A 15,481-nucleotide genomic window follows, 5' to 3' on the forward strand; every position below is an offset into this window, starting at 1 on the left:
TCCATAAGAAGAAAATGCTTTGATACATTTGCTAAATTAAGGAGGTATTGTCTATCATGTTGACATCACTTGCACTCATTTTCATAGTCGGACTGGCGATGGGCGCCATCTGTCAGAGGCTTAAGCTGCCGCGCATCATAGGAATGCTGGCGACGGGAATCGTTCTTGGCCCGTATGTGCTGGATTTCCTTGATCCGTCCATATTGTCCATATCTGCGGATCTCAGAAAGATAGCGCTTATCATCATACTTATCAAGGCAGGACTGTCCCTTGACCTTAAGGATCTGAAGAAGTCGGGACGCTCGGCGGTGCTGCTATCATTTGTTCCGGCATCATTCGAGATCATCGGATACATACTGTGCGCACCAGTTATACTTGGAATAAACCGCACAGAGGCAGCGGTCATGGGCGCGGTGCTAGGCGCGGTATCACCGGCGGTCGTTGTTCCGAGAATGGTGAATCTCATAGAGAAAAAGTACGGAACTGACAAGGCGATTCCGCAGATGATACTTGCGGGGGCGTCCTGCGATGATATATTTGTCATAGTGCTTTTTACCACATTTCTCAGCATGGCGCAGGGCGGAAGTGCTCATGTCATGGATTTCGTGAATATACCAATATCCATCGTGCTTGGAGTACTGCTTGGCGTGGACGTTGGATATGGACTTTATCTGTTCTTTGAGACTTCCTATGCAAGGAAACACTGCGTGAGAAACAGCATGAAGGTCATCATCGTGCTGGGATTTTCGTTCCTGCTTATAGCGATAGAGGGATGGCTTGAGGGAAAGGTGTCGGTGTCGGGACTCCTTGCGGTGGTGGCAATGGCATGTGTCCTGAAACTCAAATGTCCAGAGTCGGTGTCGGGAAGACTCTCACAGAAATTTGGAAAGCTGTGGCTTGCGGCGGAGGTCATATTGTTCGTGCTTGTGGGTGCGGCTGTGGATATCAGATACACCCTGGCAGCAGGACTTCCGGCGCTCCTTATGATATTTGTCGCACTGGCATTTAGAATGGTTGGTGTTCTGATCTGCGTGGCACATACATCACTTACATGGAAGGAAAGGCTGTTCTGTGTCATCGCGTATCTTCCGAAGGCTACAGTTCAGGCAGCCATCGGATCAGTTCCGCTTGCGGCAGGGCTGGCATGTGGTAATATAGTATTGTCGGTTGCTGTGCTGGCGATCGTGGTGACTGCGCCGCTTGGAGCGATAGGAATAGACGGAACATACAAGCATTTGCTTAGTGAGGATGAATAAGATGAATAATAAGATAAAGAACATTATATTTGACATGAACGGCACAATGATATTTGACGGAAAGTATCATGAGATAGCCTGGAAGGATTATGCGGAGAAGCTTGCTGGCAGACAGATGAGCACGGAGGAGTTTCAGCATCATGTGCTGGGGCACACGAACAAGGATATTCTGGAATACCTCATGGGAAAGGGTACGCTCACCGAGGAGAGGATACTTGAACTTACCGAGGAGAAAGAGGCTATGTACAGAGAGATGTACATGGAAGATACTGCAAACTTCAAACTGGTGGACGGCCTAGTGGCATACCTTGATAAACTTAAGGGACAGGGGATAAATATGAACATAGCCACAGGGTCAAATATGACAAATCTCGCATTCTATTTTAAAGAGTTTGATCTCGGAAGGTGGTTTGACATAACGCTGTGCGCATACGACGATGGAACCATGAATGCTAAGCCGGCCCCTGATATGTACATCCGGGCCATGGAGCGCATCGGAGCAGTGCCGGAAGAAACCATGGTCATAGAGGATGGACCGTCAGGAATCCGGGCAGCGGCGGCAGCCGGAGCCGGATATATAGTGGGAATCTATGGTGACTCATCGAGAGAACTGCTTGAAGAGACAGGGCTGTGTGATGAACTGATTCCGGATTATAGAAATATGTGATAAGAATAGGGCGTGTTCAAATGGACGAACATGCTCTATTTTGCTATGATATATGGGTGTGGGGATGATTCCTACAACAACTCCATAAGTTTATTTGCAGCAACGCTCATACCACGGCGCCTGTCACTGATGATACACATGTGACGCTTTGGTATGGGCTTTTTAAATTGCAGGCGGAACAGGTCGCCGCGGTCTATATAGCTCTGGGCGAAGTCTGCCATGATGGAGCCGATGCCGAGATTTCTCATGACGAACTGGGCGATCATATCGCTGGTAGAAAGCTCGAATTCGGGCTGCAGAGTCACGCCCTCATGGCTCAGGAATGTGTCGACATATGCGCGTGTGCTTGTGTCGTGTTCCAGACAAATGATCGGAAGTTCGTCAAGCTCGTGGTAATCCAGAGTTTTGCCCTGAAGATATGAGAACCTTGGTCCGGCGATGAAGATGTCCTCGATCTCCCTTGCCTGCCTGATCTCCATGTGAGGATCTGCAGGAAGAGGACTGGTGACGATACCGAAGTCTATGTTGCCTGATAGCAGATGATTTATCGTGCTGGGAGTCGGAGCATTTGTGACATGAACCTTGATCCCCGGATATAGCTGGTGGAAATGCTCCAGATATGGCAGGAGATAGAACTGCAGTGTCATATCGCTTGCACCTATCCTTATCTCCCCGGTCTCCATGTGGAGAAGCTGTGAGAGCTGCTGTTCACCCAGGGATATGGATTCGTATCCCGCTGCAACGTGGGAGTAGAGGAGCTCTCCGGCATTTGTCAGTGAGACGCCCTTCTTGGTTCGGATGAACAGTTCTATGCCGATCGCCTGCTCCAGAGCTTTGACTGCCTGACTTACGGCTGGCTGGGATATACACAGATCCCTGGCAGCAGCGGATATGCTGGATGCATTGGCGACGTGGTAGAAGATCTTGTAATATTCGAAATTTATGTTCATATATAATTTCCTCCAGATTCAATAGAGATCGTTTAATATGTGTGTGTCAACAATATGTTTTATTGCAAAATAATTCAGGACTTTTTACAGTTCTATAATGGTACGATTGAAATAATTTTGCTTAAAAAATTATACATATATAATATAAGTAAAATGGTGTTTGAGGTGGACAAAATTCATTATATTTACAGTTTATGTTGGTTTCTACAAAATGTAAAGACAAATATAAGATACACTTATAATAAATATAAATAATATTGATTTTACTTATGACATTATAGTGTTATAATGAAAAGGTATTGTGAGTGATCTGCTTATAAATATTATGTATGGGCAGAAACATTTGAACAGCCACAATACGGATATCAGAAAATATTTCAAAATGCTGCGAAAGCGAGGAAAAGTATTATGGTAAGAGCGGTTGTAGGAGCCAATTGGGGCGACGAAGGAAAAGGTAAGATCACAGACATGTTAGGCCAGGAGTCAGACATAATCGTAAGATTCCAGGGTGGTGCCAACGCAGGTCACACAATTGTCAATGACTATGGTAAATTTGCTTTACATACACTTCCATCAGGAGTGTTCTACAGTCACACAACAAGTATCATTGGAAATGGTGTTGCACTTAACATCCCTCTTCTTTTCAAGGAGATAAAGTCCATCACAGACAGAAATGTACCAATGCCTAAGATCCTTGTATCTGACAGAGCACAGATGGTTATGCCATACCACATTCTCTTCGACGAATACGAGGAGGAGCGACTTGCAGGTAAGTCATTCGGATCAACAAAGTCAGGAATCGCTCCATTCTATTCAGATAAATATGCAAAGATCGGTTTCCAGGTAAGCGAGCTCTTTGATGAGGAAGCACTGAAGGAGAAGATCGAGAGAGTTATAGTACAGAAGAACGTTCTTCTTGAGAACCTGTATCACAAGCCACTCTTAAAGGTTGATGATATATTCAACACACTCATGGAGTATAAGGAAATGGTTGCTCCTTATGTATGTGACGTATCAGCATACCTCTATGAGGCGATCAAGGAGGGCAAGAACATCCTTCTTGAGGGTCAGCTTGGTTCACTGAAGGATCCGGATCACGGAATCTACCCTATGGTTACATCATCATCAACTCTGGCAGCTTACGGTGCCATCGGTGCAGGTATACCTCCATACGAGATCAAGCAGATCATCACTGTATGTAAGGCATACTCAAGCGCAGTAGGAGCAGGCGAGTTTGTAAGTGAGATATTTGGCGACGAGGCAGATGAGCTCAGACGCCGCGGCGGTGATGGCGGTGAGTTTGGTGCAACAACAGGAAGACCTAGAAGAATGGGTTGGTTCGACTGTGTGGCATCAAAGTATGGCTGCCGTATCCAGGGAACAACAGACGTTGCATTTACAGTACTTGATGTACTTGGATATCTCGATGAGATCCCGGTATGTGTAGGCTACGATATCGATGGTGAGGTTACAACAGACTTCCCAACAACATCAAAGCTCAAGAAGGCAAAACCTGTATATGAGACACTCCCAGGCTGGAAGACAGATATCAGAGGAATCAAGAAGTACGAGGATCTTCCAGAGAACTGCAGAAAGTACATCGAGTTCGTTGAAGAGCATATCGGATTCCCAATCACCATGATTTCAAACGGTCCGGGAAGAAACGATATCATCTACAGAAACGCAAAGTAATTTGACCTGATTCACAGGGAAATCAAATAACAGAAAAATAACAGGGACACTTTCCAGTAAGAGATTATTAGGGAGTGTCTCTTTTGTTGTTGGAAATGGATTTCTATTTGTGGTGTAAGGAGATTGTAGAATAAGATTATATTTGTTATGATTATTTTATCGGCTTTCCGATAAAAGTTCTAGTGGATAGGGCGATGTGCAAAAAAAGCATATTGCAAATTTATTGCATGGAGGAGAAAAATGAAATACATCAAAATCAATGAAAACGGAATTCATATTGTATTTGGAATTACAGATAAAAATCAGATCAAATTGCTGCATTTTTCAAAAGCAGAATTTGATGAAAATGATATTTGCAAATTTGGAAAGGAATGTAAGGCAGAAGATCTGGTAAGAAAAGAGCAATTTATCGATGAGGCTTTTCAACTTGTACAGGTAAACCTTGCCGGATATAATCGCCCATATGAAAAGCATGGAAATAAACATATTTGTACAGCACCGGGATATTTATTGACCTATGCGGGGATGGAAGACAGTTGGAATGAGATTGGACGTAAGATAACCATTTATCAGGAAGATAAGGAAGAGACACATGTCCGCGTAGAAACAAGAATGCAGTTTTATAAGGGCACTTCTATCGTTCGTATGGTCAATAAAGTAATCAATGAAGGCGATAGTACACAGTGTCTGGAATATCTATCTTCATTTTGCTATACAGGAATTGAAAAAGAGGGAAAAAGCAATTCCGATGCGAAAATGAGAGTGCGCATTCCTTATAATGGATGGCAGAAAGAGATGAGTATCAAAGAATATAAGTTCGGAGATGTAGGACTGGCGCAAACACAACCCGGGGTATACCAGCGTACTTCACAGGTGCTTGAAGTATCGAATACCGGAAACTGGTCTACGAAGAAGTATTTACCATTAGGGTATGTAGAAAATACAGAGGCACATACAAGCTTATTCTGGCAGATTGAACATAACGGTTCCTGGCATTATGAGATCAGTGATCAGAATACGCATTTTTATGTCTGTGTCAGCGGACCGACCGAAGTACAGTCTCACTGGTTCAAAAATCTCGCGCCGGGCGAATCATTTGAATCGGTACCGGTTGCTGTGGGTGTGGCAGATGACAGCTTTGAAAAAGCAATGGGTGAGCTGACAAAATATCGCCGTATGATTCGAAGACCGAATAAAGATGATGAGAATTTACCGGTTATTTTCAACGATTATATGAATTGCCTGTTTGGTGATCCGACAACGGAGAAAGAACTTCCGATGATTGATGCGGCTGCGGAATGCGGTTGTGAATACTATGTGATAGATGCCGGTTGGTATGCTCCCGGAGAATGGTGGGACAGTGTCGGCGAATGGCAGGAAAGCAGGGAGCGTTTTCCGAATGGAATTAAAGAAGTAACAGATTACATTCGTCAAAAGGGAATGATACCGGGCGTCTGGCTGGAACTTGAAGTGATGGGAATCAATTGTGAGAAAGCAAAGAATGCTCCGGATGACTGGTTCTTTATCCGTCATGGAAAGCGTGTATATGACCGTAGCAGATATCAGCTCGATTTTAGAAATCCGGAAGTCATCGAACATGTCAATGAAGTGATCGATCGGGTAGTCAAAGATTACGGAGTGGGATATATCAAGATGGATTATAACATTGAACCGGGCATAGGTACTGAACTTGGCGCGGAAAGTGTGGGGCAGGGACTGCTTGAACATGAAAAAGCATATCTAAACTGGCTTGATGATGTATTTGCACGTTATCCGGATCTGGTAATTGAAAACTGTTCCAGCGGAGGCCTTCGCATTGATTATGCGTTGCTCTCCAGATATAGTATTCAGTCTACATCGGATCAGGAAGATTACCGGAATTATGCGACGATAGCAGCAAATGCTGTGGCAGGAGTTACTCCGGAACAGGCGGCAGTCTGGTCGTATCCGATGCGCCAGGGAGACAAGGAAGAAGTAATTTATAATATGATAAATGCCATGCTGCTTCGTATTCATCAGAGTGGTCATTTGGCACAACTTCCGCCGGAACGTCTTGCATTAGTGAAAGAGGGAATTGCCTGTTATAAGACGATTCGTCAGGATATCAAATATGCGATACCTTATTGGCCGATTGATATTGCTGACAATGAGGATATGTGGGTATGCGGAGGCCTTCAGCTTGAAAACAAAGCATATCTTGCAGTATGGAAGCGGCAAATGGAAGGAAAAAATAATGACAGGTACATGAAAGCCGGCATAAACTGCACAGATGATAGTTTGTCCATACCATTGGACAGTATTCCATTTATCAGAGACGATATGCAAGTATCCTGCATTTATCCTAAGAAGGAACCGGTTGATTTTGAATTCAAAGGAAATGTATTAACGGTGCATTTTAAAAAGCCTGTTATGGCAAGACTTTTTGAATTAAGAAAGGGTATTGTTTAATAAGGCGGAATCTGATTCATCGTTTTGAATTTTATAGATTCCACTTGTAGATGTTTGAAAATGTGATACTGGAAAATGAAACAATAGAGGACGCAGAATTTGTTGGCTGTGAATTTAAAAAATGGTATTTGTTGTAAATAAGGACAAGTGGATTAATATTCAATTTGGAGGAATAACATAATGTCAAAAGATGAGTATTTGATCACAGATGCACCGCTTAAAGCGCTGACAGTCTTTGCAATGCCTATGATCTTGGGCAGCTTTTTTCAACAAGTGTATAATATGGCTGATTCAATAATAGTTGGCCAGTATGTCGGATCATCTGCACTTGCGGCTGTTGGCGCATGTGCCGCTCTTACAAATGTATTCATTTGTGTGGCACTCGGTGCCGGCATAGGTGCGGGCGTGCTTGTGAGCCGCTATTTTGGAGCCAGGGATTATAGTAAAATGAAAACAATAGTATCAACATCGCTGATAAGTTTTATGGTTTTGAGTATACTTTTGGGTGTATGTGGTCTTATCTTTTCACGTTCGATGATGACGCTGCTTCAGACACCTGCTGACATACTGGATGAAGCGGTGCTGTATCTTCGTGTTTATTTTGCCGGATTTCCATTTTTGTTTATGTATAATATTCTTTCAACAATGTTCAATTCAATCGGTGAATCAAAGATACCGTTGGGTCTTTTGATATTTTCTTCTGTCTTGAATATTGTTATGGATCTTTGGATGGTGGCAGGCCTCGGCCTGGGCGTTTTCGGTGCAGCTCTTGCAACTCTTATTGCCCAGGGAATATCCGCAGTGTTTTCACTGCTGATTTTTCTTTGGCGTATGTGCCAATATAAAGGCCGTTTTGATTGGTTTGACAGGCACGAGTTACATTTCATGCTTAGAATTGCCGTACCATCGGTTCTTCAGCAGTCCACAGTGTCGATTGGTATGATGATCGTTCAGGCAGTTGTAAATCCATTCGGTACACAGGCACTTGCAGGTTACTCAGCAACGATGAGGGTAGAGAATGTTTTTTCACTGATATTTGTATCCATTGGAAATGCAGTTTCACCGTATGTTTCTCAGAATCTTGGCGCAAAGAAAATCAAACGTATCAAAAAAGGATATCGGGCTGCGTTGGTGTTGGATGTGTGCTTTGCGATCATCGCATTTATAGTCATTGAAACACTGCATACTCAGATTTCATCTTTATTCCTTGGCAAAGATGGAACCGCTTTGGCATATCAGGTGTCTGGGGGCTATATGAGATGGATTGGCTACTTTTTCATCTTCATGGGAATCAAGATGGCAACCGACGGGGTCCTTCGAGGACTTGGGATCATGCGCCCATTTCTCATTGCAAATATGGTCAACCTCGCGATTCGTCTGGCAGTTGCCCTGATTTGTGCGCCCCGTTTTGGTATCGAATTTGTCTGGCTTGCGGTGCCGGCGGGATGGCTTGCAAACTTCCTGATCTCTTATATGGCTCTCAGAAAGTCGTGGCCGGTTGATAAAGCAATTGACGAATGATCGGTTTGGTGCAAAGGGATGTCTGTTTTGCAATAGTACCGGCAATCATTGAGGAATACATCTTCCGGGGTGTGATACTCGGAGCTTATCTGAAAGTGGAGATGATGGCGGCGGTTCTGATTAGCAGCCTACTACAAAGCATTGGATTTAAGATGGTATGGGTGATACAATCTAAAATGTAAATGCTTTGTTTAACTATAGGGGCTGATGGGAATGCGATTGATTTATTATTCTTGGATATTGTTTTTTATGCGATAAACAGCGCGTTGTTTATCTGTCTTAATATATAATTGATTAATCTTATATGTAATGTTCTCGGCATGCGCCATGATATCAGGAATCATTTGTCAGAGATACAGCTTCTGACCGTTTGGAGCTTGTCAAGTAAACACTGAGTGCATCAGTATTTACTCCGTTTTTTAATTAAATTTAACGAAAAGGAGGTATCGTGCATCTGTTGTGTGCGAGAAAGAGAAATGGGAACATTGGAAGTGGACAAGAGTCTTAAAGCGGCGTTTAAGGAAACGCTGGAACCGCATGGGTTCAAGAAAGTAAAGGGGAGGTATCCGCACTTTGTGAGGATGGCAACTCCCGAGATTATTCAAGTCATCAACTATCGGCTGGAGCAGGCTCTGTCGCCGCAGTTGGAGGAAAAACGGTTTGAAGTATACTGTGCGGTCGGCAGTATATACCGCCCGGAGATCAATCTGAACCGGTCTGTGTATGCCAGCATGGATTGGATAAATACAACACAGCTAGATATGTATTTTACGGCAAAGCGAAATGGAATACCGGTTTACGAGAATGAACAGCCGGGAGTTGACTATATCATCAAAAAGGGAGATGAAGCTTCTCTCAGAGAACAGATTGCGTTTGCCATGACTGGAATAGAGCATTATATAATTCCGGCATTTGACAAGGTGGTGGATTTAAAGACATGCGTGGATTATTTGGAGTTATATGATAGAGGCGAACTATTTGTATGGTTTGAAAATGGAGATAAATTTATTTTACCAGCAAAATATCCGGATAAGGAATCATATAGCAAGAAAATACAAAAAGATTGTGAAACAATGAAAAAGGAGGTGGAACAAGACATTTTAGATGGAAGAATTACAGAAGCAAATGGGCGGGAAAAAATAATACAATGCACGAGAAGTTATAATGATGATATCGAACAATACGGAAAATTTTTTGAAGATGAGGCAACTAAAAATGAGATTGCGCGATTAAAGGCAGAGCGAGCAGAAAAAAATATAAATGCAATACGTGCGATGGGAATCGAAGTGTAAAAGACGGGGGCAAAAAGAGGGGAGTAAGCATATGAAATTAAAACAAATGACAAAGGTACGAGAGGACATTGTTAGACAGATAAAATATCATAGCTGTGCTGAGATACCGGATTCAGGCAGTGACGGAAGCCGTAAACGCAGGTAAGATAGTCACAATTCCGGCAGAGAACATGACGATAGGCAGCTGGCCGGGAACAGGGTATATGGTCATAGACCCGGAGACCGGAGCAGGGGCGTATATGATATCCGGAGGGCTGAATGGGGGTGCATTATCGGCGCTTTTGACACTTGGAGGATTATGCGCTACATTTCCTTCGGCTGCTGCAACGTCAATGTTGGTTTGGGCTGCTGTTCAATTCTTCGCACTTACGCTAATATCAAGATATCTCTTGATAAGGAAGCGTTTGTATTTATGATAGATAATCAAGGTGTACAATGGTTCTTTTTTAGATTAGATGAGGGAGATAATCCCCCGGTGTATATGTATACAGAAGCTAGAGAAGATAGATTTGATAAAATATGCGATTCATATACTGACTTTATAACAGGGATAGCTAAAGCTGATTCAACAATATTACACAGATTGTTTGGTTAAGGTTGCAAACGAAAATATATGGATGAGCATCACCCGATTAAATTTTAGGAAGGAAAATGCGTGAAATGGGAAAAAAATTTGTTAAATATATATTAGACGGACAATTTGATTTTGCTAAAAGCTTGTGTAAGGATATGGATAGGAATTTGATTAGAGATACAATTATCATATGTGCAAATGATACAGAAAATGTAACCCTGCTGTTATTTGCACAGGATATGTTTAAAACTACACAGGATATGTTCTGGTTAGACGTCTTAATTGATTTGTTATTGGGACCGTTAGCATTTTATGAGGGAGCATATCATGCGGCATATTATTATTCAAGACTTGCACTTAAAATACAAAATAGCATTGGAAATTTAGAAAGAATCCTATTTTTTTATGGACTTCCTGAACGCGTTATGGATTATAGTCATGCTAAGGAATATGCAGAACTGTTATTAACAATGGACAAAAATAATAAAACAGCGAAAATGATATTAGGTCTTAATGCAAGTAGATAATGTAATACATATGATTCATTCAACCGAGCTGGAAAAGTACCTGCATTTGGCGGATGAACATATGCAATGTATGACGTTGTTGGAATAAGTAATGCTAAGTCTTTGACTAAAGATAGGTGGATAAATAAAAAATAGCTCAAGATTAGTCAAAGAAAGTTTAAATAGGAAGGAAATATCATGATATATACCGATCAGCAACTAATTAAGAAAATTCGTAAGATGATAATAGATTTTGAGGACGAAGTGGTTGAATTTAAAGAAGCCCGTACAAGTTATTCATTTAAGGATATAGGAAAGTACTTTTATGCTTTGGGAAATGAAGCGAAGAGATAAATGCAATATATGAAGATATTGGTGCATGGTGGAAGGTAAAGTAATATGGGAACATTGGAAGTGGACAAGAGTCTTAAAGCGGCATTTAAGGAAACGCTGGAGCCGCATGGGTTCAAGAAAGTAAAGGGGAGGTATCCGCACTTTGTGAGGATGGCAACTCCCGAGATTATTCAAGTCATCAACTATCGGCTGGAGCAGGCTCTGTCGCCGCAGTTGGAGGAAAAACGGTTTGAAGTATACTGTGCGGTCGGCAGTATATACCGCCCGGAGATCAATCTGAACCGGTCTGTGTATGCCAGCATGGACTGGATACATACTACGATGCCTCATATGTACATGAAGGCAAAACGCAATGAAATAACGGTGTATGAGAATGAACAGCCGGGAGTTGACTATATCATCAAAAAGGGAGATGAAGCATCTCTTAGGGAACAGATTGCGTTTGCCATGACTGGAATAGAGCATTATATAATTCCGGCGTTTGACAAGGTGGTGGATTTAAAGACATGCGTAGATTATCTAGAGTTATATGATTCTATGTGCTTAACAGTATGGAACAGGTATCAGTTTGAAAATAGCGAGGAAGCTTTAATTTTACCAGCTAAATATCCTAATCAAGAAAGCTACAAGGAGAATGTGCTGAATAAGTATGAAGCAATAAAGGAAAGAGTGTTTCATGATATTGATGAAGGTAAAATGTTGAGAGCTGATGGAGAAATAAAAATGCTGCGCTGTAAAAAAAGAGCTGATGATACAATAGAGCGATACGAAAAATTTTTTACAGATGAAGAAACTAAAAAAGAACTTGAACGATTAAAGGCAGAGCGAGCAAAGAAGAACTTAGAAGCAATACGTGCGATGGGAATCGAAGTGTAAAAGACGGGGGGTAAAAAAGAAGGGAGCAAGATATGTAGACCGTTTGGCGTGGAATCGATTTCATATAGAGGTGCAGAAGGATACCTAATAAAGATGCTTGATGAGTACAAAGAGGAGGCAGACGATATAGACTGCAAGTGCGATTTATTTACCGCACTTGCAGGGATTATGTGGGATAAGGGCAGACTTACGGAGGAGATAAAACAAAGAACTCTTGCGGAGATTGAAGAAGATAAGTCCGCAGAACGCTGGGAAGGCGAGAAGATTAGACAGAAAAGATGCATAGAACTTGAAAAGTTCAAGAAGAAGCTTGAGAGTGAGATGCCGCCCAGAAAAAAAGTGCCTGTGCACAGACCGTATAAAGCAGGGTGGATAGAAGGCGGTGTATATTGCTTTCAGATAACGGAGACGATAGATGGCTATGAAGAATATACTGGTTGGTATGCAACGTTTTATGTGGATAAGGTGTATAAGGAGGATTGGATAGTCAGAGGCGTATGGGACGAGGTGGCTGATGCTTATTTCTTTCTTTCAAAGGACAAGCCACAGTCTGCGGATGATATAAAACGTATGAAAAATATACTGTTCAGCTGGCCTCCAATTCAGATTAACTATGAAGCAGAAATACTGGAAAGCTCAAAAAGACAAAGACCAAAGGATTTGACATATTTGGGAAAGTGTGGTGATTTCAGATATCCTCACAATGATAAATATTCTAATAAAGATCTTGTGTTTTGGGGATATTGTACTGAAAGAGACTTAGTCTGGGGATATGTAAAACAGTTGGAATATGAGCGTTCATTGAGTGGCAATGAGAATTAGTTTGCACGAAGTTCTGTAGTCATAATCTGTGCACTGCGTGGTAGTCGGCTTCATGTGCGACGGCATGTGCAAGACATCACTCAGAATCATCCTAAAACCGATGATGGCAATATTCGGTCTCGGAAACTAGGTCGACCAGATACAGTAAGCGATAAAGAGCGGCGCCCCCGTGGAGATGGCGGTGCGGTTTGTGCAGCTTACGTGTATGCTGTTCGGCTCACAAGCCAGTGCTTCACAGGAGATACTCTGGTATTGATGGAATACGGGCTTACACCGATAGCTGACATAGAGGCAGGCGATTATGTCTGGTCTGAGGACACGGAGACGGGAGAATGTGTTCTCAGGGAAGTGATGGGAGTTTCTCACTGTCGTAGACATCGGTTGCAACGAGTGGACAAGCCTGTCTGCAAAGTGCAAATGCAATTAATGCTACGGTTATGCTCAATATCGCAAGGAGCCTTTGGGGAACAAAACTGAGTTCCTATGTAGTATATACACTCATGGTTGCATTCCATACAAGAAATTGGATAGAAGATGATGGCGGTATGGTAGGGTACAATATGATAAACGGTATAGGTGCAGGAAATAAAAATAAAACAATATATCATGATAAGTCAAATGAATATTTTAAAGACTACCCATCGTTGATTAATAATTATATTAGCGAATAGATAAATGCAATATATGAAGATATTGGTGCATGGTGGAAGGTAAAGTAATATGGGAACATTGGAAGTGGACAAGAGTCTTAAAGCGGCGTTTAAGGAAACGCTGGAGCCGCATGGCTTCAAGAAAGTAAAGGGGAGGTATCCGCACTTTGTGAGGATGGCAACGCCCGAGATTATTCAAGTCATCAACTATCGGCTGGAGCAGGCGCTGTCGCCGCAGTTGGAAGAAAAACGGTTTGAAGTATACTGTGCGGTTGGTAGTATATACCGCCCGGAGATCAATCTGAACCGGTCTGTGTATGCCAGCATGGACTGGATAAATACTACGCATCTGGATATGTATGTTAAGGCGAAATACAATGGCATACCGGTGTATGAGAATGAACAGCCGGGAGTTGACTATATCATCAAAAAGGGAGATGAAGAATCTCTCAGAGATCAGATTGCGTTTGCCATGACTGGAATAGAGCATTATGTAATTCCGGCATTTGACAAGGTAGTGGATTTAAAGACATGCGTGGATTATTTGGAGTTATATGCTTTTAGTAATTTGTATATCAGCAGAAAAACTGAATGTAATGGGGATGTATTTATTTTGCCGGCAAAGTATCCGAATAAAGAATCCTATAGAGTGAAAGTGCAAAGTGATTTTCATGAGGAAAAAAGAATAGTGATGCAACGTGTTTCAGAAGGGAAAATGACAGAAGAAGAAGGTAAACAGGAACTGCTTTGGTATGAAAGGCGGTTTTGTGACAATATTGAAAGATATGGGAAATTTTTTGAAGATGAAGCAACCAAAAAAGAAGTTTCACAATTAAAGGCAGAGCGCGCAGAAAAAAATATAAATGCAATACGTGCAATGGGAATCGAAGTGTAAAAAACGAAGGTAAAAAGAAGGTTGGCTCTGAACAGTTACATTAAATTCAACGAAAAGGAGGCATCGTACATCTGATATGTGCGAAAAAAGAGAAATGGGAACATTGGAAGTGGACAAAAGTCTTAAAGCGGCGTTTAAGGAAACGCTGGAACCGCATGGGTTCAAGAAAGTTAAGGGGAGGTATCCGCACTTTGTGAGGATGGCAACTCCCGAGATTATTCAAGTAATTAACTATCGGCTGGAGCAGGCGCTGTCGCCGCAGTTGGAGGAAAAACGGTTTGAAGTATACTGTGCGGTCGGCAGTATATACCGCCCGGAGATTAATCTGAACCGGTCTGTGTATGCCAGCATGGACTGGATACATACTACGATGCCTCATATGTACATGAAGGCAAAACGCAATGAAATAACGGTGTATGAGAATGAACAGCCGGGAGTTGACTATATCATCAAAAAGGGAGATGAAGCATCTCTTAGGGAACAGATTGCGTTTGCCATGACAGGCATAGAGCATTATATAATTCCGGCATTTAACAAGGTGGTGGATTTAAAGACATGCGTGGATTATTTGGAGTTATATGATAGAGGCGAACTATTTGTATGGTTTGAAAATGGAGATAAATTTATTTTACCAGCAAAATATCCGGATAAGGAATCATACAGCAAGAAAATACAAAAAGATTGTGAAACAATGAAAAAGAAGGTGGAACAAGACATTTTAGATGGAAGAATTACAGAAGCAAATGGGCGGAAAAAAATAATACAATGCACGAGAAGTTATAATGATGATATTGAACAATACGAAAAATTTTTTGAAGATGAGGCAACTAAAAATGAGATTGCGCGATTAAAGGCAGAGCGAGCAGAAAAAAATATAAATGCAATACGTGCGATGGGAATCAAAGTGTAGAAAATGAGAAAAAAAGAAGGGGAGCAAGAGATGAATTTAAAACAAATGACAAGAAGAATTATTGCTGT

16 protein-coding genes are annotated in these 15,481 nt (G+C 42.0%); 15 read left to right on the forward strand and 1 reads right to left on the reverse strand.

What is annotated here, in order from left to right; translation table 11 throughout:
- The first annotated feature begins 56 nt into the window (after positions 1–56).
- Positions 57–1,256: a cation:proton antiporter gene (locus tag NQ536_RS03785; protein ID WP_004849666.1), complete on the forward strand. Its 1,200-nt coding sequence runs from the start codon at positions 57–59 to the stop codon at positions 1,254–1,256.
- A gap of 1 nt (position 1,257) precedes the next feature.
- Positions 1,258–1,923 carry an HAD family hydrolase gene (locus tag NQ536_RS03790; RefSeq protein ID WP_044997802.1) on the forward strand — a complete coding sequence of 222 codons (666 nt, stop codon included), beginning with the start codon at positions 1,258–1,260 and terminating at the stop codon, positions 1,921–1,923.
- 71 nt (positions 1,924–1,994) lie between these two features.
- Here NQ536_RS03790 and NQ536_RS03795 read toward each other — a convergent pair whose 3' ends face one another.
- A complete protein-coding gene (locus NQ536_RS03795; protein ID WP_004849670.1) occupies positions 1,995–2,873 on the reverse strand; it encodes a LysR family transcriptional regulator in 879 nt (292 codons plus the stop codon).
- A 408-nt stretch (positions 2,874–3,281) separates the two neighbouring features.
- On the opposite strand from NQ536_RS03795, the gene NQ536_RS03800 reads away from it, so the two are divergent.
- The 13 genes from NQ536_RS03800 (at position 3,282) to NQ536_RS03855 (ending at position 15,413) form a co-directional block, all read left to right on the forward strand.
- On the forward strand, positions 3,282–4,565 hold the full coding sequence (locus NQ536_RS03800; protein ID WP_004849677.1) for an adenylosuccinate synthase: 1,284 nt from the start codon (positions 3,282–3,284) through the stop codon (positions 4,563–4,565).
- Between the two features lie 240 nt (positions 4,566–4,805).
- Positions 4,806–7,013, forward strand: coding sequence for a glycoside hydrolase family 36 protein (locus NQ536_RS03805; RefSeq protein ID WP_004849680.1), 2,208 nt, complete (start codon positions 4,806–4,808; stop codon positions 7,011–7,013).
- Positions 7,014–7,193: 180 nt separating this feature from the next.
- The gene (locus NQ536_RS03810; RefSeq protein WP_004849683.1) at positions 7,194–8,534 is read left to right on the forward strand and encodes an MATE family efflux transporter; all 1,341 of its coding nucleotides are present in this window, start codon (positions 7,194–7,196) and stop codon (positions 8,532–8,534) included.
- The gene (locus NQ536_RS13910) at positions 8,531–8,716 is read left to right on the forward strand and encodes a CPBP family glutamic-type intramembrane protease (protein ID WP_004849685.1); all 186 of its coding nucleotides are present in this window, start codon (positions 8,531–8,533) and stop codon (positions 8,714–8,716) included. The genes NQ536_RS03810 and NQ536_RS13910 overlap by 4 nt, the downstream gene beginning before the upstream one ends.
- 294 nt (positions 8,717–9,010) lie before the next feature.
- Positions 9,011–9,826 carry a hypothetical protein gene (locus NQ536_RS03815; protein WP_004849690.1) on the forward strand — a complete coding sequence of 272 codons (816 nt, stop codon included), beginning with the start codon at positions 9,011–9,013 and terminating at the stop codon, positions 9,824–9,826.
- Between the two features lie 95 nt (positions 9,827–9,921).
- Entirely contained in the window at positions 9,922–10,242 is a 321-nt protein-coding gene (locus NQ536_RS03820; RefSeq protein ID WP_004849693.1) for a hypothetical protein, read from the forward strand.
- On the forward strand, positions 10,239–10,421 hold the full coding sequence (locus NQ536_RS03825) for an SMI1/KNR4 family protein (RefSeq protein WP_004849695.1): 183 nt from the start codon (positions 10,239–10,241) through the stop codon (positions 10,419–10,421). Before NQ536_RS03820 ends, NQ536_RS03825 begins: the two co-directional genes overlap by 4 nt.
- 56 nt (positions 10,422–10,477) lie before the next feature.
- A complete protein-coding gene (locus tag NQ536_RS03830) occupies positions 10,478–10,927 on the forward strand; it encodes a hypothetical protein (RefSeq protein WP_004849696.1) in 450 nt (149 codons plus the stop codon).
- Positions 10,928–11,305: 378 nt separating this feature from the next.
- Positions 11,306–12,136: a hypothetical protein gene (locus NQ536_RS03835; protein WP_004849701.1), complete on the forward strand. Its 831-nt coding sequence runs from the start codon at positions 11,306–11,308 to the stop codon at positions 12,134–12,136.
- Between the two features lie 93 nt (positions 12,137–12,229).
- Positions 12,230–12,958, forward strand: coding sequence for a hypothetical protein (locus tag NQ536_RS03840; protein ID WP_004849703.1), 729 nt, complete (start codon positions 12,230–12,232; stop codon positions 12,956–12,958).
- A 437-nt stretch (positions 12,959–13,395) separates the two neighbouring features.
- Complete coding sequence (locus tag NQ536_RS03845) at positions 13,396–13,629, forward strand: hypothetical protein (RefSeq protein ID WP_155803779.1); 234 nt, start codon at positions 13,396–13,398, stop codon at positions 13,627–13,629.
- A 49-nt stretch (positions 13,630–13,678) separates the two neighbouring features.
- Positions 13,679–14,503, forward strand: coding sequence for a hypothetical protein (locus NQ536_RS03850; protein WP_004849707.1), 825 nt, complete (start codon positions 13,679–13,681; stop codon positions 14,501–14,503).
- 94 nt (positions 14,504–14,597) lie between these two features.
- Positions 14,598–15,413 carry a hypothetical protein gene (locus NQ536_RS03855; RefSeq protein WP_227909660.1) on the forward strand — a complete coding sequence of 272 codons (816 nt, stop codon included), beginning with the start codon at positions 14,598–14,600 and terminating at the stop codon, positions 15,411–15,413.
- Positions 15,414–15,481 lie beyond the last annotated feature (68 nt).

Origin of the sequence: Coprococcus eutactus (assembly GCF_025149915.1) — a bacterium.
GTDB lineage: Bacteria > Bacillota > Clostridia > Lachnospirales > Lachnospiraceae > Coprococcus > Coprococcus eutactus.

Excerpts from the sequence above, each read along its gene's own strand:
- NQ536_RS03785 (WP_004849666.1), top strand. The coding sequence starts at position 57 with ATGTTGACATCACTTGCACTCATTTTCATAGTCGGACTGGCGATGGGC.
- NQ536_RS03790 (WP_044997802.1), top strand. The coding sequence starts at position 1,258 with ATGAATAATAAGATAAAGAACATTATATTTGACATGAACGGCACAATG.
- NQ536_RS03795 (WP_004849670.1), bottom strand. The coding sequence starts at position 2,873 with ATGAACATAAATTTCGAATATTACAAGATCTTCTACCACGTCGCCAAT.
- NQ536_RS03800 (WP_004849677.1), top strand. The coding sequence starts at position 3,282 with ATGGTAAGAGCGGTTGTAGGAGCCAATTGGGGCGACGAAGGAAAAGGT.
- NQ536_RS03805 (WP_004849680.1), top strand. The coding sequence starts at position 4,806 with ATGAAATACATCAAAATCAATGAAAACGGAATTCATATTGTATTTGGA.
- NQ536_RS03810 (WP_004849683.1), top strand. The coding sequence starts at position 7,194 with ATGTCAAAAGATGAGTATTTGATCACAGATGCACCGCTTAAAGCGCTG.
- NQ536_RS13910 (WP_004849685.1), top strand. The coding sequence starts at position 8,531 with ATGATCGGTTTGGTGCAAAGGGATGTCTGTTTTGCAATAGTACCGGCA.
- NQ536_RS03815 (WP_004849690.1), top strand. The coding sequence starts at position 9,011 with ATGGGAACATTGGAAGTGGACAAGAGTCTTAAAGCGGCGTTTAAGGAA.
- NQ536_RS03825 (WP_004849695.1), top strand. The coding sequence starts at position 10,239 with ATGATAGATAATCAAGGTGTACAATGGTTCTTTTTTAGATTAGATGAG.
- NQ536_RS03830 (WP_004849696.1), top strand. The coding sequence starts at position 10,478 with ATGCGTGAAATGGGAAAAAAATTTGTTAAATATATATTAGACGGACAA.
- NQ536_RS03835 (WP_004849701.1), top strand. The coding sequence starts at position 11,306 with ATGGGAACATTGGAAGTGGACAAGAGTCTTAAAGCGGCATTTAAGGAA.
- NQ536_RS03840 (WP_004849703.1), top strand. The coding sequence starts at position 12,230 with ATGCTTGATGAGTACAAAGAGGAGGCAGACGATATAGACTGCAAGTGC.
- NQ536_RS03845 (WP_155803779.1), top strand. The coding sequence starts at position 13,396 with ATGCTCAATATCGCAAGGAGCCTTTGGGGAACAAAACTGAGTTCCTAT.
- NQ536_RS03850 (WP_004849707.1), top strand. The coding sequence starts at position 13,679 with ATGGGAACATTGGAAGTGGACAAGAGTCTTAAAGCGGCGTTTAAGGAA.
- NQ536_RS03855 (WP_227909660.1), top strand. The coding sequence starts at position 14,598 with ATGGGAACATTGGAAGTGGACAAAAGTCTTAAAGCGGCGTTTAAGGAA.